This is a genomic window from Alloalcanivorax dieselolei B5 (assembly GCF_000300005.1).
Taxonomy (GTDB): domain Bacteria; phylum Pseudomonadota; class Gammaproteobacteria; order Pseudomonadales; family Alcanivoracaceae; genus Alloalcanivorax; species Alloalcanivorax dieselolei.
The window spans coordinates 2148943-2174639 of record NC_018691.1 but is presented as its reverse complement, the minus strand read 5'-3'; the positions used below and the strand labels follow the sequence as shown (position 1 = coordinate 2174639).

The following is a 25697-nucleotide window of genomic DNA, read 5'->3' as shown; positions in this document are numbered from 1 at the left end:
CGTTTATAGAGGTATGGCGGAGAGGGTGGGATTCGAACCCACGGACGGTCTCCCGTCGGCGGTTTTCAAGACCGCTGCTTTCGGCCACTCAGCCACCTCTCCGATGGGCGCCAATCATACCTGAGACGAATTGGCAGTCAACGGGGAAAGATCAAGAAAATTGCTGTAACCCCGTGATTCGTTGGGAAAATCTTGATTTTGGCGCGGACGTCCCTATTATCGTTGATACACTTTGTTTTGTGAGCGATTGATCATGCGCAACCAACCGAATCCCTATGTCGCCCCGCACGCCAGTGGTGGAGCGGTAGTCACTGGCGAACGTGCCGCCCAGGTGCTGAAAAACACCTATATGCTGCTGGGCCTGAGCCTGATCGTGGCCACCGGCGCCTCCCTGTTCGCCATGTCCACGGGAATGGGCTATATGAGCCCGATCCTGACCATCGTCGTTTATTTTGGTCTCCTGTTCGCCACCAGCAAGCTGCGGAATAGCGCCTGGGGCATTCTGGCCGTGTTCGGCCTGACCGGTTGGCTGGGTTTCACCACCGGACCGATCATCAACATGTACGCTCAGATCCCTGGCGGCATGGAAATCGTCAGTCTGGCACTGGGCGGCACCGCCACCATCTTCGTGGCCATGTCCGCCATCGCCCTGGTGACCCGCAAGGACTTCAGCTTCCTCACCAACTTCATCATGGTGGGTATTCTGGTGGCGTTCGTCGCCAGTCTGGCGGCGTTCTTCTTCAACATCCCGGCTCTGGCACTGGCGGTGTCCGCGGCGTTCGTGCTGCTCTCCTCCCTGCTGATCATGTGGCAGACCAGCGCCATCATTCACGGCGGCGAGACCAACTACATCATGGCCACCGTGACCCTGTTCGTATCCATCTACAATCTGTTCCTGTCCCTGCTGCACCTGTTGACCGCCCTCACCGGCAACGATTGATGCAGTTCAGTATCCTGGTGACCGCCGGGCCGGAAACGGCGGCGGCGGTCACCGCTCTCCACACCACCGAAGCGGTGTTGCGTTCCCCCTACTCCCTGTTTCAAGTCTTCTTTTACGGTGACGGCGTCCACCTGGCCAACCGGCTGATCCATCCGGGACGTGACGGCGAGGCCGTGGCCAGCCGCTGGCAATCCCTGGTCAAGGACAGCGCCCTGCCCGCCCGGGTCTGCGTCGGGGCCGCCCTGCGACGAGGCGTTACCGACGATACCGAAGGCCAACGCGCCGGGCTCGACGGTGACAATCTGGCCAAGGGCTTCCAACTGGTGGGGCTCGGCGACTGGGTGGAGGCAACCCGCCACAGCGACCGGGTACTGCACTTTGGCTGATTCCATTCTGTACATACTGCATCGTGGCCCCCGGCACTCTCCGGATTGGCGCGAGACTCAGGAAATGATCCTCACCGGCGCCGCCTTCGGCCTCCAATCCACTGTGTGGATAACCGACGGAGTACTGCGCGCGCTCAACCGCCTCGCGGCACCGCAAACACAGCTGGAGCAGTTGCAGGCCTTCGCGGTGCGCTGTGTGGCCTCCGCCGAAGCCCTGGCCGACCATCCCCTGGATGGCGTTGAACCACTGAGTGCCGGCGACTTACATCATCTGCAAGCCGCTTCGGATCAGACCCTGGTGTTTTGACCATGCTGCATCTCATTGCTTTCGACGATCTGGACAGCGAGCAGGCGCGGACCTGCCTGGCCCTGTATCAACCCGGCGATCTGTGCGTGTTCGTCGACCACGGCCATCTGGTGGCGGCGGAGTTTCCGCTGCAAGGTCCGGGCTACCTGCTCGGCGAACCGCCGTTGCCGCCGGCACGGCGCGCGGACCTGGAATGCATCAACTATGACCGGCTGGTGGCTCTGACAGCGGAATACGGCCCGGCCACAAGCTGGTATTCTTGACCCACCCTGTTTGATCTAACGCGAGTCCGTCCATGAGCGAGCATGCCTTCGCCCCTTTCGTCCGCACCCTGGGACGCGGTAAGCGCGCCCGCCGCAGCCTGACCCGGCAAGAAGCCGCCGAGGCCATGGGGCATATTCTTCAGGGCGAGGTGACCCAGGCGCAGATTGGTGCCTTCCTCATGCTGTTGCGGGTCAAGGAAGAAACCCCGGAGGAACTGGCCGGCTTTCTCGACGCCTGCCGCCCGGTGTGCAGCCACTATTTAATCGGCTTGCCGAAAGCCGATGTCGACTGGCCAAGCTACGCCGGCAAGAAAAAGCATCATCCCTGGTACTTGTTGGCGGCCCGGTTGCTGGCGCGCAACGGTGTGCGGGTGTTCATGCACGGCGGACCCGCCCATACGCCAGAGCGGCATTATACCGATGAGAGCCTGCGCAAACTCGGCTTCAAGCTGCCACGCACGGTGGCGGAAGCCGGCGAGCAATTGCATGATGAAGGCTTTACTTATCTCGGGGTGGAGCAGTTTTGTCCGCCGCTGAGCACGCTGTTGATGCTACGCTTTCAGTTGGGGCTGCGCTCGCCGATCAACACACTGTCGCGCAATCTCAATCCGGCCCAGGCCGCCCTGAGCCTGCAAAGTGTGTTTCACCCCGCCTATCTGAATCTGCATCAGGAAGCGTCCCGTCTCTGCGGCGACCGCAATCTGCTGCTGTTCAAAGGTGAAGGGGGAGAAGTGGAAATCCGCCCGGATGCCCGCACCAGCATCGGCGGTCTGCGTGCCGGGGAGCCGGTGGAAGCCACGCTCGACGCCGCCCTGCCCCGGCAAACACCGCCGGGCACCGTGTCCACCGACCATCTGCGGGCGGTGTGGCATGGCGAGGAAAGCGACGCCTATGGCGAAGCGGCGGTATGCCGAACGGTGGCGGCGACCTTGTGGGGGCTGGGTAAAGCGAAGGATCTGGAGGCCGCCACCAAGGCCGCTCAAACGTTATGGACGGAACGCAAGCGCGACGCGCTGTAATAATAAATAGTCCAACAGTTCGTGCTCAGCAGCTTCCCGCGGATCGGAACGAAGTCGCCGTAGGAGCTTGCCTGCAAGCGAATCTTTTGCCCGGAAGCCTAATTCGCTTGCAGGCAAGCTCCTACAACCGCCTTGTAGCGATCCTCGAATTAGAATTCCCGGCGCCTGCCGATATGGACCCGGATTGGTGGTGTCTCCAGGTTTGAGCGTCAGGCGTCAGGCGTCCGGCGTCGAGCGTCCGGCCTCTCCGAACCAGCGATAACGCGGATGCAAACTGACCACACTGCCGACGATGATCAGGGTCGGCGCGTGCACGGTGCGTCCCTCGAGGGCCGCCGGCAGGGAATCCAGCTGGCCGGTGATCACTTCCTGAGCGTCGGTGGTGCCCCGGGAAACCAGGGCGATGGGCGTATCCGGCGCGCGGCCGTGGGCCATCAGTTGGGCACAAATCTCCTTCAGCCCCACCAGTCCCATGTAAAACACCAGGGTTTCCTGCTCCGCCATCAGATTGGGCCAGTCCAGGTCGACGCTGCCGTCACGGCGATGGCCGGTGACGAAACGTACGGACTGGGCGTGATCGCGGTGGGTCAACGGGATGCCGGCATAAGCGGCGCAGCCGGCGGCGGCGGTCACGCCGGGCACCACCTGGAAGTCGATACCGGCGGCCACCACGTTTTCCAACTCTTCTCCGCCGCGCCCGAAGATGAACGGATCGCCGCCTTTCAAGCGGCACACCCGTTTCCCCTGACTGGCGTAGTGCACCAGCAGATCGTTGATCTCTCCCTGGGGCAAGGCGTGCTGATCACGGGCTTTGCCGACGTACACTTTCTCCGCGTCAGCGCGGGCAAGAGCAACGATCTCCGGGGCCACCAACCGGTCGTACAGCACCACGTCCGCCTTGGTCAGCAGATGGTGCCCCCGGAAGGTCAGCAAATCCGGATCACCGGGGCCAGCACCGACCAGATAAACCTCTCCCCGCGCCGCCGCCGGGTTGCCGTCGATACCGGCCAGGGCACGTTCCAGGGCGTGTTCCGCCTCGCTTTCATGACCGGAAAGCACCTGCTCCATCAGCGGACCATCCAGCTGCGCCTCCCAGAACGCTTCCCGCTGACGGCGCCCTGGCAGACGCGCCGCGACGCTCTCCCGCAGACGGCCCAGAAAAGTGGCCAGCCGGCCCCAGCGCGCCGGCAGCCAGGCTTCCAGTTGATCGCGAAGACGCCGCACCAGTACCGGCGACGCCCCGGATGAGGTGATCGCCACAAACAGCGGATTACGATCCACCAGAGCCGGGAAAACGAAGCTGCTGAGCTCGGGCCGCCCGACCACGTTGACCGGCAGGCCACGGGCATGGCATTGCCCGGCGATACGCTGGTTCAGGGCATCATCATCGGTACACGCCACCACCAGCCGTGCCTGATCAAGATCGCCTTCTTGATAGACCCGTTGCCGGCAGTCACCGCCGCCCTGCTCCACCAAAGCGCACAAATCGGTGCGCCATTGCGGCGCGATCAAACGTATCACCGCACCGGATCGGTGCAAAAGACCGGCCTTGCGCAGGGCGGTGTCACCACCGCCCACTATCACCACGGTTTGCCCGGTCAGTTTCAGACCAAGGGGAAGAAAATCCATCGTCAGCTGGCGCCCTTGTGTTGTGGAGCGCCTCAGCTCAGACGCTCCTTGCCTCTCAGGTAGGGCCGCAGTGCCTCCGGCACGGTCACGGAACCCTCTTCATTCTGATAGTTTTCCAGGATCGCCACCAGGGTGCGGCCTACCGCCAGCCCGGAACCATTCAAAGTATGTACCAGCTCCGGCTTGCCGGTTTCCGGGTTGCGCCAACGGGCCTGCATGCGCCGCGCCTGATAGTCGCGGAAATTGGAACAGGAAGAGATTTCCCGGTAGCGCTGCTGGCTCGGCAGCCATACTTCCAGGTCATAGGTCTTGGCGGCGGAGAAGCCCAGATCGCCGCCGCACAGGGTCACCAATCGGTAAGGGAGATCCAGTTTTTGCAGGATCGCCTCGGCGTGGCCGGTGAGCGCTTCCAGCGCCTGCTCGGACTCTCCCGGGCGCACCAACTGTACCAGTTCCACCTTCTCGAACTGATGTTGGCGGATCATGCCGCGGGTGTCCTTGCCATGGCTGCCGGCCTCGGAGCGGAAACAGGGCGTGTGGCAGACGTAACGGCGCGGCATGGTCTCGGCGTCGAGAATCTCATCCGCCGCCAGATTGGTCACCGGCACTTCCGCGGTGGGGATCAAATACAGCTCGCGCTCGCCGCGCATTTTGAACAGGTCTTCCTCGAACTTCGGCAACTGGCCGGTACCAGCCAGCGCTTCCGGCCCCACCAGGTAAGGCACGTACAGTTCCTGATAACCGTGTTCGCTGGTGTGCTGGTCGAGCATGAAGTCGATCAAGGCGCGATGCAGCCGTGCCAATTGCCCGGTCATGACCGCGAAGCGGGCGCCGGACAGCTTGCTGGCGCGCTCGAAATCCAGCCGGCCCTCACTCAACCCCTCGCCGACGTCGACGTGGTCCTTGGGCTTGAAGTCGAACTGGCGCGGCGTGCCCCAGCGGCGCACTTCCACGTTGTCGTCCTCATCCGCGCCCGGCGGCACTTCCTCCGCCGGTGCATTGGGCACCCCCATGAGGAAAGCGCGCAGCTCGTCCTGAATCTCTTTTGCCCGGGCCACTTCGTCATCGAGCTGGGCATCCAGGGTCTTCAGCGTCTCCGCCACCTTGGCCTTGGCCTCATCCACCGACAAACCGGACTGGATCAGTTCGCCGATCTGCTTGGAGGCCTTCTTGCGTTGAGCCTGCAGATCCTGGGAGCGAATATCGGCTTCCTTGCGGCGCCCATCCAGCGCCCGAAAGCCGTCCAGGTCCAGGGAATAACCCCGTTTTGCCAGTGCATCGCGGATGGCTTCGCCATTGTCCCGCAAGGCCCGAATATCAAGCATGGTGGCTCCTTTGCGCACTCATAAGATGTGAGGATTCAAACAAATATCAGGATTCAAACAACACACGTCCCACCGCCAGGCCCAGACCGGCCAGCGAGACGCAGGCCACCACCGAAACGGCGGCGTATCCCAGGGCCAGCCCCAGGCCGCGGCTCTCCAACAGGCGGACCAGCTCGAAGGAAAAGGTCGAGAAGGTAGTCAGGGCGCCAAGCATGCCAGTCATCAATGCCAGCCGCCACAGTTCACTGGTGGTCAGGCTCGCCAGCATCACCGCCAGAAAACCAAACAGGAAGCTGCCAGCCAGGTTCACCGCGAAGGTGGCCCAGGGCCACGCCGGCATCGCCGGTACCCCTACCCAGAGAGCGGTAGCATAGCGCAAACAGGCGCCCACCGAGCCCCCCAGGGCCACCGCCAGCCAGGGCAGGATATTACCGTCCATTATGGTTCGGATCATGAGTCACCCTCGTAACGTTGCCACTGACTGTCGCGGTTGCGGCGCCGTAACTGGCGCAGCTTTTCGGCGATGCGGATTTCCAGACCGCGTTCCACCGGTTCATAGAAACGGGTGTCACGCAGCGTCGGTGGAAAATAATTCTCGCCGTCGACGAAGGCATCGGGGTAATCGTGGGCGTAGTGGTACTCCGCGCCGTAGCCTTCCGCCTTCATCAATTTGGTGGGCGCGTTGCGCAGATGCAGGGGCACCTCATTACTGGGGTGCTCGGCGACGAATCGCCGGGCCGTATTATAGGCGTCGTAGACCGCATTGCTCTTCGGTGCCACGGCCAGAAAAACAATGGCCTGGGCGATGGTCAGTTCGCCCTCCGGACTGCCAAGCCGCTCCTGTACTTCCCAGGCGTTCAACGCCAGCGTCAGGGCCCGCGGATCGGCGTTGCCGATGTCCTCGCTGGCCATGCGCACTACCCGCCGCGCCACGTAGAGCGGATCGCAACCGCCGTCGAGCATGCGCGCGAACCAGTACAGGGCCGCATCCGGATCGGAACCGCGCACCGACTTGTGCAAGGCACTGATCTGGTCATAGAACAGATCCCCGCCCTTGTCGAAGCGGCGCACCGCGTCACGCAACACTTCCTGCATCAACGGCCGGTTGACGCGTGGCTGATCGCCGTCCGCCAGGTCCATGGCCACTTCCAGCATATTGAGCAGGCGCCGCGCGTCGCCGTCGGCATAGTCCAGCAGCAAATCGCGGGCGTCGGCCTCGAGAACCATGGCGGCGAGATCCGGTTGACGCAGGGCCCGGTCCAGCAGCCCGGACAGGTCCTGCCGCTCCAGGCTGCGCAGGCGATATACCCGGGCCCGGGACAGCAAGGCGTTGTTGAGTTCGAAAGAGGGATTTTCGGTGGTGGCGCCGATGAAGATCACCGTACCGTCTTCCACGTGGGGCAGAAAGGCGTCCTGCTGCGCCTTGTTGAAGCGATGCACCTCATCCACGAACAACACCGTGCGGCGCCCCTGCCCCAACCGCGCCTTGGCCTGTTCCACCGCCGCACGGATGTCCTTTACGCCGGACAATACCGCCGACAAGGTGATGAATTCCGCGTCCACGGCCCCGGCGAGAATCAGCGCCAGCGTGGTTTTTCCAGTGCCCGGCGGGCCCCACAGAATCATGGAGTGCAGTTGCCCGCGCTCCACTACTTGACGCAGGGGCTTGCCGGGGGCAATCAGATGGGACTGCCCGACATAATCGTCCAGCGACAATGGCCGCAGCCGCGCGGCCAGCGGCTGCGCATCGCCACGGGTCTGATCGGCGAACAGATCATTCATGGTGCGCGCCACCACCCCCGCTCATGATTCACTCCTGACGGATAACGTCGGTGCCTTCCGGCGGTGTGAAGGAAAACCGCTCCGCCGGCAACGACCGGTTCAGGGTCAGATCCTGAAAACGGATCAGGGTCTGCTGGCCGAGCGCATCGCGCAAACGCATGGAATGCGGCGTGTCGCCATGGAAGGTGACATCCAGGGTATCGAACAGCGGATCGGCGCCCTTGGGCTTAAGCCGGTAGGTGACGTTGGCGCCGTTGCTTTCCAGTTCGGAAATCTCGAACGCCTGCCCTACCCGCTGTGGATCGCCGCCGAACAGCAACGCCGGCGTGTTACCCAGGTCCGGTGTCAGCGGACGGACCACCACCTGCTCCAGATCCACATCGTACACCCACACGGTCTTGCCATCGGAAACCGCCAGTTGTTCGAACGGCACCTCGGTCTTCCAGTAAAACCGGTTGCCCCGGGCCACGTCCATGGTACCGCTGGCACTCTGCTGGCGGTCACCGTCGGAGTCCACCATGGACTGCTCGAAGTGGCCGCTCATGCTGCGCAGTCCACCGAGTTTGGCGAGCAGGGTTTCGGTGGCGGATGCCCAGGCCAGGGACGGCATCAATAGTGCCAATACAAGCCATTTTGCCATTGCTCTTTATCCTCAGGCGTCCGGCGGTGGTGGCGCCAGCACCTCTCGTTGTCCGTTGTGTCCGGCCTCGGAGACCACGCCGGCCATTTCCATGGCTTCCACCAGGTTGGCGGCGCGGTTGTAGCCGATCTTCAGTTTCCGCTGCACCGAGGAAATGGAAGCCCGCCGTGATTGCGTCACATAGGCCACCGCCTCGTCATAGAGCGGATCGCTCTCTTCATCGCCGCCACCGGCGATTTCCATGCCGGGCATGGGCGCGTTCAGATCCGAACCGCCGTCAAGAATTTCTTCCAGATAGTTCGGTTCGCCCCGCTTGCGCCAGTCATCACAGACCCTGTGCACTTCCTCATCTGAGACAAAGGCGCCGTGCACCCGTTCCGGAACGCTTTTGCCGCCGGGCAAATAGAGCATGTCACCATGGCCGAGCAACTGCTCCGCCCCGCCCTGGTCCAGCACGGTACGGGAATCGATTTTCGACGATACCTGGAAGCCGATGCGTGACGGCACGTTGGCCTTGATCAGACCGGTGATCACATCCACCGACGGGCGCTGCGTGGCGAGAATCAGGTGGATGCCCGCGGCCCTCGCCTTCTGCGCGATACGGGCGATCAACTCTTCCACTTTCTTACCGACGATCATCATCATATCGGCGAATTCATCAATGACGATAACGATGTACGGCAGCTTCTCCGCCAGCGGCGGCTCCTCTTCCAGGTCCATCGGGTCATTGGGCTTCCACAACGGATCCTTGAGTGGCTCGCCGGATTTCCTGGCCTCCTCCACCTTGCGGTTATAGCCGGAGATATTACGCACGCCCATGGCCGCCATCAGGCGGTAGCGGCGTTCCATTTCTCCGACCCCCCAGCGCAAGGCGCCGGCGGCTTCCTTCATGTCGGTGACCACCGGCGTGAGCAGATGGGGAATGCCGTCATAGACCGCCAGTTCCAGCATCTTCGGATCGATCAGGATCAGGCGCACATCGTCCGGGTTGGACTTGAACAGCATGGACAGCAGCATGGCGTTCACGCCCACCGACTTACCGGAACCGGTGGTACCGGCCACCAGCAAGTGCGGCATCTTGGCCAGGTCGGCCATCACCGGGTTACCGGAAATGTCCTTGCCCAGGGCCATGGTCAACGGCGAACTGGCATCGTCGAACATCCTCGAGCCCACCACCTCGGTGAAACGGATCATCTCCCGCTGTTCGTTGGGAATCTCGATCCCCACCGTGGTCTTGCCGGGGATCACTTCCACCACCCGCACGCTGATCACCGCCAGGGAACGGGCCAGATCCTTGGCCAGGTTGGTGATCTTGGACACCTTGATGCCGGCGGCGGGCTGGATCTCGAAGCGGGTAATCACCGGTCCCGGCTGCACCGCCACCACTTCGGCGTCGACGTTGAAATCCTTGAGTTTGATTTCCAGCAGACGCGACATGGCGTCCAGCGCTTCCTCGGAGTAACCGCCCTTGCCGTCCTCATCCACCTGATCCAGCAAGGACACCTGCGGCAGGTCGCCGGAGACTGCGGCGGTAAACAGCTTTTGCTGCTTCTCCTTTTGTACCCGTACGCTTTTCTCCACCGGTTTGGCGGGCTGGGCGATCTTCGGCGGCGTGCGGTTTTCCTTTTTCTTGTTGGCCTCGGTGATCACCCGGGCGCGCTGCTCACGGGCGGCCTGGGCCGCCTTGCGCTCCTCGCGCTGCTCGCGGCGTTGCTCGAACCAGGCCGGCACCTTCTGGCCAATAGTCACCACTAGTTCACCCAGGCGCTCCGTCAGGGCGATCCAGGACAGATCGGTGAACACGGTGATGCCAATCAGAAACAGCGCCACCATAACCAGGGTGCCGCCCAGGGCATTGAAGGCATCCAGGGCGCTGCCACCGACCACCTGGCCGAGTATTCCACCGGCGTCCTCCGGCAGGCCGCCGGTGGCGAAGTGCATGTAGGCCAGGGCCGTGCCGCCGATCATGGTCAACACGAACCCCACCAGACGCAGGCTGAACATGGGCCAGCTGCCCGGCAGACCGGCGTGGCGCTCGCGCAATACCTTGAACGCCCAGAACCCCACCAGCACCGGGAACAGATAGGCCATCAGCCCAAACAATCCCAGTAACAGATCGGCACAGAAAGCGCCGGCGCGGCCGCCGGCATTACGCACGCTGTCCACGTGCCCCACATAGGACCATCCCGGGTCGCGGCTGTCGTAGCTGATCAATGCCAGAAGCAGATACAGCGACAGGGCGATCAGGGCGATGACCATGCCTTCCACCAAACCCCGTTTGAGATGGCGGGAAAAACCGGATTGAGTGTTACCGGCGGCTGCCTTTGTCACGCCTCGCCTCTTGCGTTTGGATTCCATAGAGCCCGTTTATGATCTCAAAGCTTGCCAGTGTTTTTCCCTTTGTCGTGTAAAAGCTGGAAAAAACATGAACTCAATGCCATAACAATTTGAAAACTATGGAATTGTACAGAATTAGCGCCTCTCGAGCCAGCGCCCCGACCGGCTCTTGCGCCCGCAGTATCCCGCGCCTGGGCCCGGGCAACAAGGGCCCGGTGGTGAGGTTATCGTTGCCTCAAATCGCACTCATAGCCGGAGCCGCCTTCACCGGGCCATGAAAGTATTGTAGCTTGCTCATCCTTGAAACGGCCCGTCGGCGACACCATAACGTCGCCACTTCTTACGCAGACCCAGTTTTCAGGCCCTGACCTGGTGGAGGATTCAATGAGCGACGTGCAGCACCATCGACTGATCATTCTGGGTTCCGGCCCTGCCGGCTACACCGCGGCGGTCTACGCGGCCCGGGCCAACCTGAATCCGGTGGTGATCACGGGCATCCAACCCGGCGGGCAGCTGACCACCACCACCGAAGTGGATAACTGGCCCGGTGACGTGGAGGGCCTGCAAGGCCCGGATCTGATGGTGCGCATGCAGCAGCACGCCGAGCGCTTTGAAACCCAGGTCCTGTTTGATCACATCAACGAAGTGGTGCTGGACCAGCGCCCGTTCGTCCTCAAGGGCGACTCCGGCACCTACAGCTGTGATGCCCTGATCATCGCCACCGGGGCTTCGGCCATGTACCTGGGCCTGGATTCCGAGCAGGCGTTCATGGGCAGAGGTGTTTCCGCCTGCGCCACCTGTGACGGTTTCTTCTACCGGGGCCAGAAAGTGGCCGTGGTGGGCGGTGGCAACACCGCCGTTGAAGAAGCCCTGTACCTGTCCAATATCGCTTCCGAGGTGGTGCTGATTCACCGTCGCGACAAACTGCGCGCGGAAAAGATCCTGCAGGATAAGCTGTTCGCCAAGGACAACGTCACCGTCATGTGGGATCACGTGCTCGACGAAGTGTTGGGCGATGATTCCGGCGTCAACGGCATCCGCGTCAAGTCCACCAAGGATGATAGCACCGAGGAACTGGAGCTGCAGGGTCTGTTCATCGCCATCGGTCATAAACCCAACACCGACATCTTCGCCGGTCAGTTGGACATGCACGACGGCTATATCCGCATCCGCAGCGGCCTGGAAGGCAATGCCACCGCCACCAGCGTGGCGGGCGTGTTCGCCGCCGGCGACGTGGCCGATCACGTATACCGTCAGGCGGTGACCTCCGCCGGCTCCGGCTGCATGGCGGCGCTGGACGCGGAGCGCTATCTGGAAACCCTGGAAGACTGATCGCGCATGATCCCCTGGTTGCCCGCCGGGGGGCCTTTTCCCGCCGTGGAAGAGGCCCTTGAGGAGCCCAACGGGCTGCTCGCCGCCGGCGGCGACCTCTCCCCCTCCACACTGCTTTGCGCTTATCGCCAGGGCATCTTTCCCTGGTACGACGACACCCAACCGATCCTGTGGTGGTCACCGGCCCCGCGCTGTGTATTTCGCCCCGGAGACCTGCACCTGAGCCGCCGTACCCGGCGCACCCTGCGCCGCTGGAACCCGGAAATCCGTCTGGACCAGGATTTCGCCGGGGTCATCGACGCTTGCGCGGCCCCCCGCGCCGGCCAGGACGGCACCTGGATCACCCGCGACATGCGCGACGCCTATCTGCGCTTGCATCATCTGGGCCATGCCCATTGCGTGACGGTGCATGACGACCAGGGTCTGGCCGGCGGCATCTATGGTATTCATCTGGGTGGTGTGTTCTTCGGCGAGTCCATGTTCTCTCGCCGCGATAACGGTTCTAAATGCGCGCTGGCGGCGTTATGGGCGCTGGCGCCGGAGCTGGGCATCCAGTTGCTGGACGCCCAGGTGGAGAATCCTCACCTGATGCGGCTGGGCGCGGTGTTGATGCCGCGACAGGAATTTCAGACAGCGTTGCGCACCTTGATCACCGACTCCACCCCACGGACATGGCCGTATTTGCGTTCGCCGCCCGTCATCCCATAAAATGCGAACCATTATCATTTATGGGCAACCTTTCGCCCCCTCTGGCTACACATTTTGGCTACCAAGGGACCTATTGTGTCGGGCACCAAATTGGCACGACAAGCTGATATCCATGCCATTTATAGTGATCATCAGGGCTGGCTGCAGAACTGGTTGCGCCGCAAGCTCGGCAATCATCATGACGCGGCGGATCTCACCCACGACACCTTTCTGCGGCTGATCGCCGGTCACCGGGATGTGTCACGGCTTGGCGATGAGCCTCGTGCTCTGCTGACTCACATTGCCCGCTGTCTGGTCATCGATCACTGGCGCCGGCGGGATGTGGAACAGGCCTACCTGAACGCCATCGCTCACTTGCCCGCCGCCGAAGCGCCGTCACCGGAAACCCGCTGGCTGATCCTGGAAGCGCTGTACCGGATCGATGCCATGTTGCGCGATCTTCCCGCGCTCACTCGCCGGATTTTTCTTTTGTCCCAGCTCGACGGCCTGAAATACCAGGATATCGCCGAGCGGATGGCAGTTTCTCTACCTACCGTCAAACGGCATATGCGCAAGGCCTTTCTGGCCTGCCTGAGCCTGGAATAGGGGCGCGCCGATGCCGACCAGACCGCCCCCGACGTCTTCGCCCCCGATTGAACCGGCCATTCTCGAAGAGGCCGCGGACTGGCTGCTCCTGCTCGAATCCGGGGAGGCCACTCCAATCGACAGGCAGAATCTGGAGCGCTGGATAAGTCAGGGGCCCATGCATCAGGCGGCCTGGCAACGAGCGGAGTCCGTGCTCGATACCTTCCAACGGGCGTCAGGTCCCGCGACCCACCGGACGTTTTCACGATTGGAAAACGCGGGCCGGCGGCGGGCCATGAAAACCCTCACCCTGATGTTGGCAGCGGCGCCCACCGCCTGGCTCGGCTACCGTTACCTGCCCTGGTACAACTGGCGGGCCGACCTGTACACCCATACCGGGGAGCAACGGACTCTGGATCTGGCGGACGGTACTCAGCTGGTGTTGAACACCGCCACCGCCGTGGACGTGGACTTTTCCGAACGGGAGCGGCGACTGACCCTGCGAGCCGGCGAAATACTGGTGACCACCGGCGCGGATCCCTCGCCCCATCCGCGCCCTTTCGTGGTCCAGACTCCGCAGGGCCGGTTGCGAGCCTTGGGCACACGCTTCGCCGTGCGCCGGCTCAAGGATGAAACCGTGCTGTCCGTCTTCGAAGGCGCGGTGGAAATCAGCCCGGTCCATGCCGACAAGACCGTTGTTCCCGCCGGTCAGCAGCGTCTGTTCAGCACCTCGCGGATACGACCTTCGGAACCGGTTCCCGACGACGCCGCCCTATGGGAGAAAGGCATGTTGCTGGCCAGGGACATGCCCTTGCGAACCTGGGTGGAAGAGCTCGGCCGCTATCGCAACGGTATTCTGCGTTGCGATCCGGAGATCGCGGATATGCGGGTGTCAGGCGCGTTCCCGCTCCATGACAGCGATGCCAGCCTCGAGCTGTTGAGCAAGACCCTGCCGGTGGAGATCAGCCGGGTCTCCCCCTGGTGGCTCACGTTGCGCAAACGACAACCGTGACGGCGGCGTTCCCGTCATTTGCAAAAAAAACTGATACTTTTTCCGTTCTCGTTCGGTGTAGCGGATAGAAAGGCGTTTTCCGGTCCTTCACATCCCGGAAATGCCCTGTCCGACACATAAGACATCAACGGGGACGACGTCCATGACAGCACTTAACGGCCCGCTGCCGGGCCAGGCGCGCAAGAGCGTCAACAACAAATCAGCGGCATTCGCTCTGGCCATGAGCTGTTCACTCGCCGGTATCGGCGGTGCCATCACCTTGACGCCTGCCACGGCCTTCGCCCAGCAAAGCACGGCACGACAGCACTTCTCGATTCCCCCCGGCAAACTGAGTGACGTGCTGGCTCAATTCGCCGCCCAGGCCGGGGTGCCCTTGTCCTTTGATCCGCAAGTGTTGTCCGGTATGCGCAGTGACGGCCTGGAAGGCACCTATAGCACGCAAGAAGGCTTTCAGGCGCTGCTGGCGGGCACGGGATATGGGCTGCAGTCCAAAGGTGAAAGCGGCTACTCCCTGCGCCGGATCCCGTCGGACCCGGTTACCCTGTCGCCAATCAGGGTGGATGCCGGAGCGGGCCAGGAGTCGGGCTACGGCCCGGTGACGGGTTATGCCGCAACACGCAGTATCACCGCCACCAAGATGGATATTCCTCTGATCGAGACGCCGCAAAGTGTCTCCGTGGTGACGGCGGATCAAATCGAAATACAGGATGCGGAGTCCCTGCATCAGGCACTGCTGTATACCCCCGGCGTGGTCCCCATGGGCAGCGACAATCTGGTCAGCGATGGTTTGATCATCCGCGGATTCAACGTCACCGGCTCCTCTCCGATGTACCTTAATGGCAGTAAATTGCCGCGCAACACGTTCAGTGGTGTCTCCGAACCCTACGCCATGGAGCGCATTGAAATGCTCAAGGGGCCGGCCTCGGTACTGTATGGCAACGCGGCACCCGGCGGCATCGTCAACATGGTCAGCAAGCTGCCGCAGAGCAAAACCTCCCGGGAACTGAAAGTGCAAGCGGGCAGTTTTGACCGCAAACAACTGGCCGGCGATTTCACCGGTGCGCTCACCAAAGACGGCAGCCTGTCCTACCGTGTTACCGGTTTGGTGCGCCGAAGCGATACCATGACCGACCATATTCCCGATGACCGTGATTTCGGCCAGCTGTCATTGCGCTGGCAGCCCAGCGACGATACCTCCCTGACCCTGCTGGCCAATAGTCAGCACAACGACACCGTTTATCTGTACGGGTTGCCCCTGGAAGGCACGGTGCGACACAACGTCAACGGCGACATCGACCGTGACCTCTTTATCGGTGAACCCGATTTCGATAGCTTCGAGACGCACAACAAGACCCTTGGCTATCTGTTCAGCCATCGCCTGAACGACACCTTCACCTTCCGTCAGAACGCGCTCTATTTCGACGCCGAGACCGATTGGGACTACCTCATCATGGGATCGCTGGATGCATCACAACGCCTGTTGTCCCGCACCTCCGCCGCCCGTAATGACAGAGACCGCACCTTCACCCTGGATAACCAGCTGCAAGCCAAGTGGCACTGGGGACTGGCTGAACATACGTCATTGATTGGTCTGGATTACGAGCAAAGCCGGTTCAAGCGCACCCAATACCGTGGTACCGCCGAGGCGCTGGATATTTTCAACCCGGTGTACGGTTCTCCGGTGGCGCTGGACACCACTCCCGTCAGCGATACCACGCAAGACAGTGACAAGCTGGGTCTGTATGCCCAGGAACATATCAAGATCGACGGCCATTGGGTGGTAATGCTGGGCGGTCGTTACGACCAGGTCGACGGCAAAGGCAAGGATCACCTGGCCGGGATATCGGCCACCATCTATGACGAGCATGCCTTCACCGGCCGTGCCGGTCTGCTTTATCTGTTCGATAACGGCCTGGCGCCGTACATCAGCTACGCCGAGTCGTTCGAGCCGATCTCCGGCCAGAATGCTGGCGGTCAGGCGTTCGAGCCCACGGAAGGGAAACAGACTGAAATCGGCCTGCGTTATCAGCCGCGGAGCGGCTTCACCTCCATCACTGCGTCAGCCTACCAACTGACGCAGGAGAACGTGCTGACCAGCGACCTGGCCAATCCCGGCTTTTCCGTGCAGGAAGGCGAGGTCGAGTCCAGCGGCTTTGAATTGGAAGCACGGACCAACCTGAGCAATGGCCTGAACCTGATTGCCTCCTATGCCTATATCGACAATGAGGTCACCAAAAGCAACAGCGGCACGGAAGGAAACCGGACCAACGGCGTGCCGCGGAACATGGCCTCACTGTGGGCGGATTATGCCTTTGACGGCTCCCTCTATGGGCTCGGACTGGGCGCCGGCGTCCGTTACATCGGCGAGACGCGCGATATTGCCAATACCGTCGCCGTGCCCAGCTACACCGTGGTGGATGCCACGCTCCGGTACCGGCTGTCACCACAATGGCTGATGACGCTGAATGTCGACAACCTGTTCGACGAGGAATACGCCACCTGCAGTTATGCCTGTTTTTACGGGGTGAAACGCTCGGCCACCGTCACCGTCAAATACCAATGGTGAAATAACGCCGGACGCGGGGGCATCCTGCCCCCGCCGTTCGCGCTCATCAGCCGGTCTTCACCTGCCCGGCCCCATTGGCGGTGTCACGGCGTTCGGCGTAGTCGATATAGAACGCCAGGCTGTCCGGATTGGCCATGGCATCCGGGTTGGCCACCTTGTCCAGAGACTGCCCCAACAGCAGCTTCTTGATGGGCAGCTCCATTTTCTTGCCGGTGAGTGTGCGCGGTACTTCCGGCGCCGGCACGATGTCGTTGGGCACGTGCCGGGCGGACAGGTTGTCGCGGATCGCCGCCTTGATCCGGCCTTTCAGATCGTCGTCGAGAAGCTGCCCTTCGCGCAGCACCACGAACAACGGCATGAAGGATTCTCGTCCCAGGTATTCCAAATCGACCACCAGGCTGTCGAGAACTTCCGGGAGTTCTTCCACCACCCGATAGAATTCGCTGGTGCCCATGCGGATCCCGTGGCGGTTGATGGTGGTGTCAGAACGGCCATAGATCACCGCGCCGCCGCGCGGGGTGATGCGGATCCAGTCACCGTGGCGCCAGATGCCGGGGAACACGTCGAAGTAGCTGTCGTGGTAGCGCAGCCCTTCTTCATCGTTCCAGAAATACAACGGCATGGACGGCATCGGCTTGGTCACCACCAGTTCTCCCACTTCGTCCTCCAGGATCCGGCCGCCGTCGGACATGGCGTAGGTCGCCGTGCCCAGATAGCGGCATTGCATCTCTCCGGCGTAGACCGGCAGTATCGGACAGCCGCCCACATAGGCCGCCGCCACATCGGTACCCCCGCTGATGGTGGCGATCATCACGTCGCCCAGTTGCCCCATGATCCACTGGTACCCTTCCTCCGGCAGCGGCGAACCGGTGGAACCCACCGATCTGAGCCTGCCGGGACGCAGCCATTGGCCAGGCTCGATTTCCGCTTTCTTGCAGTTGAGAAAATAGGCGGCGCCCGCGCCGAAGAAGGTCAGTTCGGTCTCCTCGGCGAAACGCCACAGGGTGCCCAGGTCCGGGTAACCGGGATTGCCGTCGTACAGACAGATGGTGCTGCCCACCATCAGACCGGTGATCTGCGAATTCCACATGATCCAGCCGGTGGTGGTGAACCACATGAAGCGGTCCTCCGGCCCCAGGTCCATGTGCAGGGCGTGACCTTTCAGCCCCTCCAGCAAGGTACCGCCATGGCCGTGCACGATGGGCTTGGGCATGCCGGTGGTCCCCGAGGAATACACCACCCACAGCGGATGGTCGAACGGCACCTGTTCAAACGCCATTGGCGCCTCGCCGGCGACCATGTCCTGCCAGAGATCGGCCCCATCCAGACGGGCCTCGGGGTTGAGGTAAGGCAACAGGATCACCTGCTCCACCGTCGGCAGCGCCTCACGCAGCCCCTGTACCACCTCCAGGCGGTCGAAATCCTTGCCGCCATAGCGGTAACCGTCCACCGCGATGATCACTTTCGGATCGATCTGACGGAAGCGGTCAAGCACGCTGCGGGTGCCCATGTCCGGGGAACAGCTGGACCAGATCGCGCCAACGCTGGCGCAGGCGCAGAACGCCACCACCGTTTCCGCCACATTGGGCAAATAGGCCACTACCCGGTCTCCGGGGCCGACCCCACGCTGACGCAACCGGTCGGACAGGGCCGCCACCTGTCGGCGCAGTTCGCCCCAGGACAGGGATTGCAGTGGGCGAAGCTCGGAACGGGAGAGGATCGCCGGACGATCGGGCTGGTCATGGTGAAAACGGAAGATCTGCTCCACCAGGTTCAGCCGGCTGCCCTCGAACCATTGGGCGCCGGGCATTTCATGGCTGTCGAGCACCTCGCTGTAGGGCTCCGAGGCGGCCACGTCGAAGTACTGCCAGATCGCTTCCCAAAAGGCTTCCAGATGGTCCACGGACCACCGCCAGAGGGCGTCATAATCGTTGAAACGCTCGCCCGTGCGCTGCTCCAGCCAGCCTTGAAAATGATGCAGGCGGCTGTTGCGGATGCGTTCCTCGCTGGGTTGCCACAGGGGCACCGGATCGATTGTTGTCATCATAGCTCTCCTGAACGCGGCCTCTTTGCAAACCGAGGCCGTTTGTTGTTATAGCCGCGTGAATCGGGCTTCGAAAGCCTATCCAACTCCGCGCGCCGGCGAAAGGCACAAGTATTCACGGACCACCCGTCCACACGGTAAAAGCAGCACCACACTCGGACGGCTGGCCTTGGTGGCCCCCTGTTGGATAAACTGGCCCCATGAGTGATCTGTCCGAACTCCGCTTTTTCCGCACGCCGGCCCACCCCTGCAGCTACCTGGAAGGCCAGCAGGCCGCCACGCTGTTCGTGGACCCTCAGGTGCGCCTCAATGCGGCCCTGTACAGCGAGTTGTCCCTGCTCGGCTTCCGCCGCAGTGGCGACTACCTGTATCGGCCACATTGTGAGGCCTGCCACGCCTGTCTGCCGGCACGGGTGCGGGTGGCGGATTTCCAGCCCCGCCGGCGGCAGAAACGGATCCTGCAGCGTAATAGCGATCTGATCGTACGACAGGAGCCTTCCCGGTACACCCGCGAATTCTACCGGCTCTACTCGCTGTATATTCGCGAACGCCACGGCGACGGCGACATGTATCCGCCTTCCGAGGAGCAGTTTTCCAGCTTCCTGACCTGCGCCTGGACCGATACCCGCTTCTACTGTTTCCGTGATCCGGCCACCAAAAAATTGCTTGCCGTGGCGGTCACCGACGCCCTCAAGGACGGCCTGTCGGCGGTCTACACGTTCTTCGACCCGGCCGCCGCCGAGCGCGGCCTCGGCGTCAATGCCCTGCTCTGGCAAATCGAGGAATGCCGCCGTCTGGGCCTGCCCTATCTCTACCTGGGCTACTGGATCAGCGAATGCCGCAAGATGAGCTACAAGAGCCAGTACCGCCCGCTGGAACTGTTGATCAACGACGAGTGGCAGGAGTTTCACCCCCCCACTCCTCCGGGGCGTCGCTCTCCCATCGCCTAAACCTTTGCAGCAAGCGTCCAATTCCGGCACAATTGCGCCTCCCTCCGTAGCCGACGACATCAGGGTACGCGCTGAATGGCGAAAGAAGAGCAAATTGAATTGGAAGGCGTGGTTCTTGAAACCCTTCCCAACACCATGTTTCGTGTGAAGCTGGATAACGGGCATGTAATCACCGCCCATATCTCCGGCAAGATGCGTAAATTCTACATCCGGATCCTCACCGGCGATCGCGTCAAGGTGGAAATGTCCCCCTATGATCTGAGCAAAGGGCGTATCACCTTCCGCATGAAGTAATCACGGTTTTCTTGATATAAAAAAACCCGGCATGCCGGGTTTTTTTGTTAAGCCAGCCATCCATGGCCGCGATCTTCAGCAGGTGGCTTCCTCCTGGGAGGCGTCCACGGTCAGCAGCAGCTTGTCGTCGCGAACCACAACTCGTGCGCGACCACCCTGCTCCGCCAGCTCTCCAAACAGCAGCTTCTCCGCCAGCGGCTTCTTGATCTGCTCCTGGATCAGACGGGCCATGGGACGGGCGCCCATATCCTTGTCATAGCCGTGATCGGCCAGCCAGGTGCGGGCATCCGCCTCCACCTCCAGCACCACGCCTTTCTCATCCAACTGCGCCTGCAGTTCCACCAGGAACTTGTCCACCACACCGAGAATGGTTTCCCGGCCCAGCGGGTTGAACTGGATGATGGCGTCCAGCCGGTTGCGGAACTCCGGCGTGAAGGCTTTCTTCAACACTTCCATGCCATCGCTGGACTGATCCTGCTCGGTGAAACCGATGGAGCGCTTGTTCAACACCTCGGCGCCCGCATTGGTGGTCATGATCAGGATCACATTGCGGAAGTCCGCCTTGCGGCCGTTATTGTCGGTCAGCGAAGCGTTGTCCATCACCTGCAGCAGAATGTTGAACACTTCCGGGTGCGCCTTCTCGATCTCGTCCATCAACAACACGCAGTGCGGTGTCTTGGTGATTGCTTCGGTGAGCAAGCCACCCTGGTCGTAACCGACGTAGCCCGGAGGCGCGCCGATCAGGCGGCTGACGGTATGCCGCTCCATGTACTCGGACATGTCAAAGCGCACCAATTCCACGCCCAGTGCGCGAGCCAGTTGCCGACTCACCTCGGTTTTACCCACCCCGGTGGGACCGGCGAACATGAACGAGCCGATCGGCTTGTTATCCGCCTTCAGCCCGGCTCGGGACAGCTTGATCGCCGCGGAGATGGCATCGATGGCCTCGTCCTGACCGAACACGGTCATCTTCAGATCCCGTTCCAGATTACGCAGCACTTCCTTGTCGGAAGAGGACACCTGCTTCGGCGGAATCCGCGCGATCTTCGCCACCATGACTTCCACGTCATCCTGCTCGATGATTTCACGGCGCTCGTTTTCCGGCCGCAGGCGCTGCCAGGCACCGACCTCGTCGATCACATCGATGGCCTTGTCCGGCAGGAAGCGGTCATTAATGTAGCGCGCGCTCAACTCCGCCGCCGAGCGCAGTGCCGCGTCGGTGTACTGCACACCATGGTGCTTCTCGAAACGGCTCTTGAGCCCCTTGAGAATACCCACGGTGTCCTCCACCGACGGTTCCACCACATCCACTTTCTGGAAGCGGCGGGACAGCGCCCGGTCTTTTTCAAAAATGGTCCGGTACTCCTGGAAGGTAGTGGAGCCCATGCATTTCAGGTCCCCGGAAGCCAGCAACGGTTTAAGCAGATTGGAGGCGTCCATGACACCGCCGGAAGCCGCGCCGGCACCGATGATGGTGTGAATCTCATCGATGAACAGAATCGAGTTGTCCTGCTTGCGCAGTTCCGCCAGCAGACTCTTCAGCCGCTTCTCGAAATCACCGCGGTATTTGGTACCGGCCAGCAACGCGCCCAGATCCAGGGAATAGACCACCGCGTCCTGCAGCGGCTCGGGCACCTGCCCTTCCACGATCATGCGCGCCAGACCCTCGGCGATGGCGGTCTTGCCTACACCCGGCTCGCCCACCAGCAGCGGATTGTTCTTGCGCCGCCGGCACAGGATCTGCGCCGCCCGTTCAATCTCGAAAGCACGGCCCACCAGCGGGTCGATTCGATCGGCCCGGGCCAGTTCGTTCAGATTGGAGGCATAGGCTTCCAGGGCGTTGGCGGAAGCCCCGCCTTCGGGACCACCGCCAGCCTCGATGTCCGGTTGCTGCGCATCGTCGCCCTCCTGTTGCGGAGACACGCCATGGGAAATGAAATTGACCACATCCAGACGATGCACATCCTGGCTGTTGAGCAGGTAAACCGCCTGGCTCTCCTGCTCGTTGAAGATCGCCACCAGCACATTGGCGCCGGTCACCTCCTTCTTGCCCGAGGACTGCACGCTGAACACCGCGCGTTGCAGCACCCGCTGGAAACCCAGCGTCGGTTGCGTGTCACGCTCATCGTCACCGTCATCCGGTAACAGCGGCGTGGCATCGCTAATGAACTGAGTCAGGGCCTCGCGCAGCTCATCCAGATCCGCGCCGCAGGCGCGCAGCACTTCCAACGCGGCATCGTTGTCCAGCAGTGCCAACAGCAGATGCTCCACGGTCATGAACTCATGACGGTGGCTTCGTGCGTGATGGAACGCCTCGTTAAGGGTAAGTTCCAGTTCTTTGCTGAGCATAGGCTACCTCACTACTCGTCACCCTTGGTGTCGGGCTTGCCGGCCTGAGATCAGGCCCTTGGGCCTAAATCAGGCCTTCTCCACCTGACACATCAGCGGATGCTGATGTTCCTGGGCGTAATCGACCACTTGCGCGGCCTTGGTCTCGGCGATATCCCGGGGAAACACCCCGCACACCGCCTTGCCCTCGGTATGGACCGTCAGCATGACACGAGTGGCCTGCTCGCGGTCCATACGAAAAAAGGTTTCCAGTACCTCAACGACGAAGTCCATCGGTGTGTAATCGTCGTTGAGCATGATCACTTTATACATGGGCGGGCGCTTTAGCCGTGGCTTGCTCGCCTCCACGGTCAGATCGCCCTGACGATCGGGATCCGCCGGCTGATCCGGCCCCAGGCGTATTCGCGCCCCCCGTTCGTTACCCGTGAAAAACACCTTGTGCTGCCTTTTCATGCGTCTCTCTGAAGTTTGTATACCCGCGGGCGCCGACAGGCAATCCACTAATTGGGGCATTAACCGTGATTTTTCAATCCCACCATCAAGACTTGACACTCAGTTATCCATGATGAAAAGTTGGGCAGAGCGCGACCCAGGGGATCTCTGAATCCAGCAATGCCGGATGTTCCGGGACTTTCCGGCCCGTTCGGCACATCTCAATTCATATCATGCCGAGGCCGGCGGCACGGCTATCATAGCAGCCCGCTATGATAGCCAGAGCAAAGGCCCATGGCCGGCGGCGTTGATGTTGGATATTGACGTCAGTGATCCAGGCCCCGCCCGGGCGGGGATAACAAAAACAATGTACAGCCATAGGTTACCGTGCGATGACCGGTTGTCATACAGAACACCGGCACGGCGGGACACCCGGAACAAACCCCCGGGGTAACATGAGGGACGACCATGGCAACGGGAACGGTAAAGTGGTTCAACAACGCCAAAGGGTATGGCTTCGTTCGGCCGGACGAAGGTGGCGATGATCTGTTCGTGCACTACTCCTATATACAGGAGAAAGGTTACAAAACCTTATACACCGGACAGAGTGTGGAATATGAGCTGCTCGAGGCCAGCAAGGGTTACCATGCGGTGAACCTGAAGCCGGGAGCGGTTCCCACCACCCGCCGGCACCGGACGGGCCGGAGGCGGGAGCGGGAGAAAAGCGCCCTCTCCACCTGAGTGAGCGCTTCACCGGAGGGGACTGGAATCAGTTCCCCATGTGTTCGATCACGGCATCGCCGAATTCGGAACACTTCAGCAGCGTGGCATCGGGCATCAGACGCTCGAAGTCGTAGGTCACGGTCTTGGCGGCAATCGCCCCTTCCATGCCATTGATCACCAGATCGGCGGCGTCTTCCCAGTCCAGGTGGCGCAGCATCATCTCGGCGGACAGGATCAGCGAACCCGGGTTCACCTTGTCCTGACCGGCGTACTTCGGCGCGGTGCCGTGAGTGGCCTCGAACAGCGCCACGGAGCCACCGATGTTGGCGCCCGGCGCGATGCCGATACCGCCCACTTCCGCCGCCAGGGCGTCGGAAATGTAGTCACCGTTCAGGTTCAGCGTGGCGATCACGCTGTACTCCGCCGGACGCATCAGGATCTGCTGCAGGAAGGCATCCGCGATCACATCCTTGATGACGATCTCTTTCCCGGTACGCGGGTTCTTCATCACCATCCATGGGCCGCCGTCAAGCAGCTCGGCGTTGAAGCGGTCCCGGGCCAATTCGTAGCCCCAATCCTTAAAGGCCCCCTCGGTGTACTTCATGATGTTGCCTTTGTGCACCAGGGTGACGGAATCCTTGTCATTGTCGATGGCGTACTGGATCGCCTTGCGGACCAGACGCTGCGTGCCCTCGCGGGACACCGGCTTGATGCCGATACCACAACCTTCCGGGAAACGGATCTGGGTAACACCCATTTCCTCGCGCAGGAAGCGGATCAGTTTGGTGGCTTCGGGACCGTCCGCGGCCCACTCGATGCCGGCATAGATGTCTTCGGAGTTTTCACGGAAGATCACCATGTCGGTCAGTTCGGGGTGGCGTACCGGGCTGGGTACCCCTTCGAACCATCGCACCGGGCGCATACAGGTATAAAGGTCAAGCTCCTGGCGCAGGGCTACGTTCAGAGAACGGATCCCACCGCCCACCGGAGTGGTCAACGGTCCTTTGATACCTACGGTGAATTCCCGCATGGCCTCCAGGGTTTCTTCGGGCAGCCATACATCCGGCCCGTAAACCCGGGTGGCTTTTTCACCGGCATAGATTTCCATCCAGGTGATGCCACGCTTGGCGCCATAGGCTTTTTCCACCGCGGCGTTAACCACTTTCATCATCACCGGCGAGATATCAACGCCGATGCCGTCCCCTTCGATATACGGAATAATCGGGTGGTTGGGGACATTCAGGGATAGGTCCGCATTAACGGTGATTTTGTCACCGTCTGCCGGAACCACGATCTTTTGGTATCCCATCTACACTACTCCCTCTGAGAATAACCGTGGAATTCGGTTGCCGGGCGAGTATACCATCGAGTGAATAACCTTGCTTGGCCTTCATGGGCCCGAACCGACGAATTTCCCAATGGCCCGGCTTATTTTGTTTAACAAACCCTTTCAGATGTTGTCCCAGTTCACCGACACCCGCGGGCGCCGGACGCTCAAGGAATTGCTCCCCATGGAGGGCGTCTACCCCGCCGGCCGGCTGGACTGGGACTCCGAGGGATTGCTGCTGCTCACCGATGACGGCGGCCTCCAGGCGCGCATAGCCAGTCCGCGCTTTCACCTGCCGAAAACCTATCTGGTACAGGTGGAAGGCGCTCCCGGCGACGAGGATCTGGAGCCGTTGCGCCAGGGCATCACGCTCAAGGACGGCCCCTGCCGGCCGGCGCGGGTTCGGCCTATCGACGCTCCTTCGTTATGGCCGCGCCAGCCGCCGGTGCGCACGCGGCTCACGGTACCCGACCAGTGGCTGGAACTCACCATAGACGAAGGTCGCAACCGTCAGGTGCGGCGCATGACCGCGGCGATAGGCTTTCCCACTCTGCGGCTGGTGCGCTGGCGCATCGGCGACTGGAGCCTGGATGGCTTGCAGCCCGGTCAGTGGCGTGACGAAACCGTGCACCTGCCCAAGGCGCCGGCGCGGGGCGGGCCATCCCGGCGCCGCGCTCCTCCACGTCAGCCGCGAGGGAAAGCGCGCCGGTCGTGACGAGCCCCCCGGCGTTGCGCTACCATCTGGCGCCCGCCATGCCTGGAACGGCC

24 protein-coding genes and 1 tRNA gene are annotated in these 25697 nt (G+C 61.9%); 14 read left to right on the top strand and 11 right to left on the bottom strand.

Features of this window, described 5'->3' with window-relative positions; translation table 11 throughout:
• Positions 1-14 precede the first annotated feature (14 nt).
• A tRNA-Ser gene (locus tag B5T_RS09845) sits at positions 15-102 on the bottom strand.
• Positions 103-253: 151 nt separating this feature from the next.
• On the opposite strand from B5T_RS09845, the gene B5T_RS09840 reads away from it, so the two are divergent.
• From B5T_RS09840 to B5T_RS09820, 5 genes are read left to right on the top strand one after another with little or no spacing between them, the layout of a single operon-like run.
• The gene (locus B5T_RS09840) at positions 254-940 is read left to right on the top strand and encodes a Bax inhibitor-1/YccA family protein (protein ID WP_041716977.1); all 687 of its coding nucleotides are present in this window, start codon (positions 254-256) and stop codon (positions 938-940) included.
• Entirely contained in the window at positions 940-1326 is a 387-nt protein-coding gene (tusD, locus tag B5T_RS09835) for a sulfurtransferase complex subunit TusD (RefSeq protein ID WP_014994348.1), read from the top strand. The genes B5T_RS09840 and tusD overlap by 1 nt, the downstream gene beginning before the upstream one ends.
• Positions 1319-1633, top strand: a complete 315-nt coding sequence (locus tag B5T_RS23380; RefSeq protein ID WP_167321213.1) for a DsrE family protein — start codon at positions 1319-1321, stop codon at positions 1631-1633. Before tusD ends, B5T_RS23380 begins: the two co-directional genes overlap by 8 nt.
• A 2-nt stretch (positions 1634-1635) precedes the next feature.
• Positions 1636-1896 (top strand): hypothetical protein, encoded by a 261-nt coding sequence (locus B5T_RS09825; RefSeq protein ID WP_014994346.1) that lies wholly within the window; start codon positions 1636-1638, stop codon positions 1894-1896.
• Between the two features lie 32 nt (positions 1897-1928).
• The gene (locus B5T_RS09820; protein ID WP_014994345.1) at positions 1929-2915 is read left to right on the top strand and encodes a glycosyl transferase family protein; all 987 of its coding nucleotides are present in this window, start codon (positions 1929-1931) and stop codon (positions 2913-2915) included.
• A 216-nt stretch (positions 2916-3131) separates the two neighbouring features.
• Here the strand turns inward: B5T_RS09820 and cysG are convergent, their stop codons facing one another.
• The 6 genes from cysG to B5T_RS09790 are packed head-to-tail and all read right to left on the bottom strand — an operon-like array spanning position 3132 to position 10649.
• Complete coding sequence (gene cysG / locus B5T_RS09815) at positions 3132-4544, bottom strand: siroheme synthase CysG (RefSeq protein ID WP_014994344.1); 1413 nt, start codon at positions 4542-4544, stop codon at positions 3132-3134.
• Between the two features lie 32 nt (positions 4545-4576).
• Positions 4577-5869: a serine--tRNA ligase gene (gene serS, locus B5T_RS09810; protein WP_014994343.1), complete on the bottom strand. Its 1293-nt coding sequence runs from the start codon at positions 5867-5869 to the stop codon at positions 4577-4579.
• A gap of 46 nt (positions 5870-5915) precedes the next feature.
• Positions 5916-6323: a fluoride efflux transporter FluC gene (locus B5T_RS09805; protein WP_148279248.1), complete on the bottom strand. Its 408-nt coding sequence runs from the start codon at positions 6321-6323 to the stop codon at positions 5916-5918.
• The gene (locus tag B5T_RS09800) at positions 6320-7651 is read right to left on the bottom strand and encodes a replication-associated recombination protein A (RefSeq protein ID WP_041717485.1); all 1332 of its coding nucleotides are present in this window, start codon (positions 7649-7651) and stop codon (positions 6320-6322) included. Before B5T_RS09800 ends, B5T_RS09805 begins: the two co-directional genes overlap by 4 nt.
• 28 nt (positions 7652-7679) lie before the next feature.
• On the bottom strand, positions 7680-8291 hold the full coding sequence (gene lolA, locus B5T_RS09795) for an outer membrane lipoprotein chaperone LolA (protein WP_014994340.1): 612 nt from the start codon (positions 8289-8291) through the stop codon (positions 7680-7682).
• Positions 8292-8303: 12 nt separating this feature from the next.
• Positions 8304-10649, bottom strand: coding sequence for a DNA translocase FtsK (locus tag B5T_RS09790; protein WP_188832189.1), 2346 nt, complete (start codon positions 10647-10649; stop codon positions 8304-8306).
• 363 nt (positions 10650-11012) lie between these two features.
• Here B5T_RS09790 and trxB point away from each other — a divergent pair, with 363 nt between their 5' ends.
• The 5 genes from trxB to B5T_RS09765 all read left to right on the top strand — a co-directional run bounded on the left by trxB (position 11013) and on the right by B5T_RS09765 (position 16810).
• The gene (gene trxB, locus B5T_RS09785) at positions 11013-11960 is read left to right on the top strand and encodes a thioredoxin-disulfide reductase (RefSeq protein WP_014994338.1); all 948 of its coding nucleotides are present in this window, start codon (positions 11013-11015) and stop codon (positions 11958-11960) included.
• Between the two features lie 6 nt (positions 11961-11966).
• Entirely contained in the window at positions 11967-12668 is a 702-nt protein-coding gene (gene aat / locus B5T_RS09780; RefSeq protein WP_014994337.1) for a leucyl/phenylalanyl-tRNA--protein transferase, read from the top strand.
• Positions 12669-12743: 75 nt separating this feature from the next.
• Positions 12744-13253 carry a sigma-70 family RNA polymerase sigma factor gene (locus B5T_RS09775; RefSeq protein ID WP_014994336.1) on the top strand — a complete coding sequence of 170 codons (510 nt, stop codon included), beginning with the start codon at positions 12744-12746 and terminating at the stop codon, positions 13251-13253.
• A 10-nt stretch (positions 13254-13263) separates the two neighbouring features.
• Complete coding sequence (locus B5T_RS09770) at positions 13264-14244, top strand: FecR domain-containing protein (RefSeq protein WP_041716976.1); 981 nt, start codon at positions 13264-13266, stop codon at positions 14242-14244.
• A 142-nt stretch (positions 14245-14386) separates the two neighbouring features.
• The gene (locus B5T_RS09765) at positions 14387-16810 is read left to right on the top strand and encodes a TonB-dependent siderophore receptor (protein ID WP_014994334.1); all 2424 of its coding nucleotides are present in this window, start codon (positions 14387-14389) and stop codon (positions 16808-16810) included.
• Between the two features lie 46 nt (positions 16811-16856).
• On the opposite strand, the gene B5T_RS09760 is transcribed toward B5T_RS09765, so the two are convergent.
• Complete coding sequence (locus B5T_RS09760; protein ID WP_014994333.1) at positions 16857-18857, bottom strand: acetoacetate--CoA ligase; 2001 nt, start codon at positions 18855-18857, stop codon at positions 16857-16859.
• A gap of 197 nt (positions 18858-19054) precedes the next feature.
• On the opposite strand from B5T_RS09760, the gene B5T_RS09755 reads away from it, so the two are divergent.
• Positions 19055-19804 (top strand): arginyltransferase, encoded by a 750-nt coding sequence (locus B5T_RS09755; RefSeq protein WP_014994332.1) that lies wholly within the window; start codon positions 19055-19057, stop codon positions 19802-19804.
• A gap of 75 nt (positions 19805-19879) precedes the next feature.
• Positions 19880-20098, top strand: a complete 219-nt coding sequence (gene infA, locus B5T_RS09750) for a translation initiation factor IF-1 (RefSeq protein ID WP_014994331.1) — start codon at positions 19880-19882, stop codon at positions 20096-20098.
• Positions 20099-20173: 75 nt separating this feature from the next.
• Here infA and clpA read toward each other — a convergent pair whose 3' ends face one another.
• Together clpA and clpS are read right to left on the bottom strand one after the other, a co-directional pair.
• Positions 20174-22447 (bottom strand): ATP-dependent Clp protease ATP-binding subunit ClpA, encoded by a 2274-nt coding sequence (gene clpA / locus B5T_RS09745; RefSeq protein ID WP_014994330.1) that lies wholly within the window; start codon positions 22445-22447, stop codon positions 20174-20176.
• Positions 22448-22516: 69 nt separating this feature from the next.
• Positions 22517-22900 (bottom strand): ATP-dependent Clp protease adapter ClpS, encoded by a 384-nt coding sequence (gene clpS / locus B5T_RS09740; protein WP_014994329.1) that lies wholly within the window; start codon positions 22898-22900, stop codon positions 22517-22519.
• Between the two features lie 447 nt (positions 22901-23347).
• Here clpS and B5T_RS09735 point away from each other — a divergent pair, with 447 nt between their 5' ends.
• A complete protein-coding gene (locus tag B5T_RS09735) occupies positions 23348-23620 on the top strand; it encodes a cold-shock protein (protein ID WP_014994328.1) in 273 nt (90 codons plus the stop codon).
• A gap of 28 nt (positions 23621-23648) precedes the next feature.
• Here the strand turns inward: B5T_RS09735 and icd are convergent, their stop codons facing one another.
• The gene (icd, locus tag B5T_RS09730; protein ID WP_014994327.1) at positions 23649-24911 is read right to left on the bottom strand and encodes an NADP-dependent isocitrate dehydrogenase; all 1263 of its coding nucleotides are present in this window, start codon (positions 24909-24911) and stop codon (positions 23649-23651) included.
• A gap of 109 nt (positions 24912-25020) precedes the next feature.
• Here icd and B5T_RS09725 point away from each other — a divergent pair, with 109 nt between their 5' ends.
• Positions 25021-25644 carry a pseudouridine synthase gene (locus B5T_RS09725; RefSeq protein ID WP_014994326.1) on the top strand — a complete coding sequence of 208 codons (624 nt, stop codon included), beginning with the start codon at positions 25021-25023 and terminating at the stop codon, positions 25642-25644.
• Positions 25645-25697: the final 53 nt, after the last annotated feature.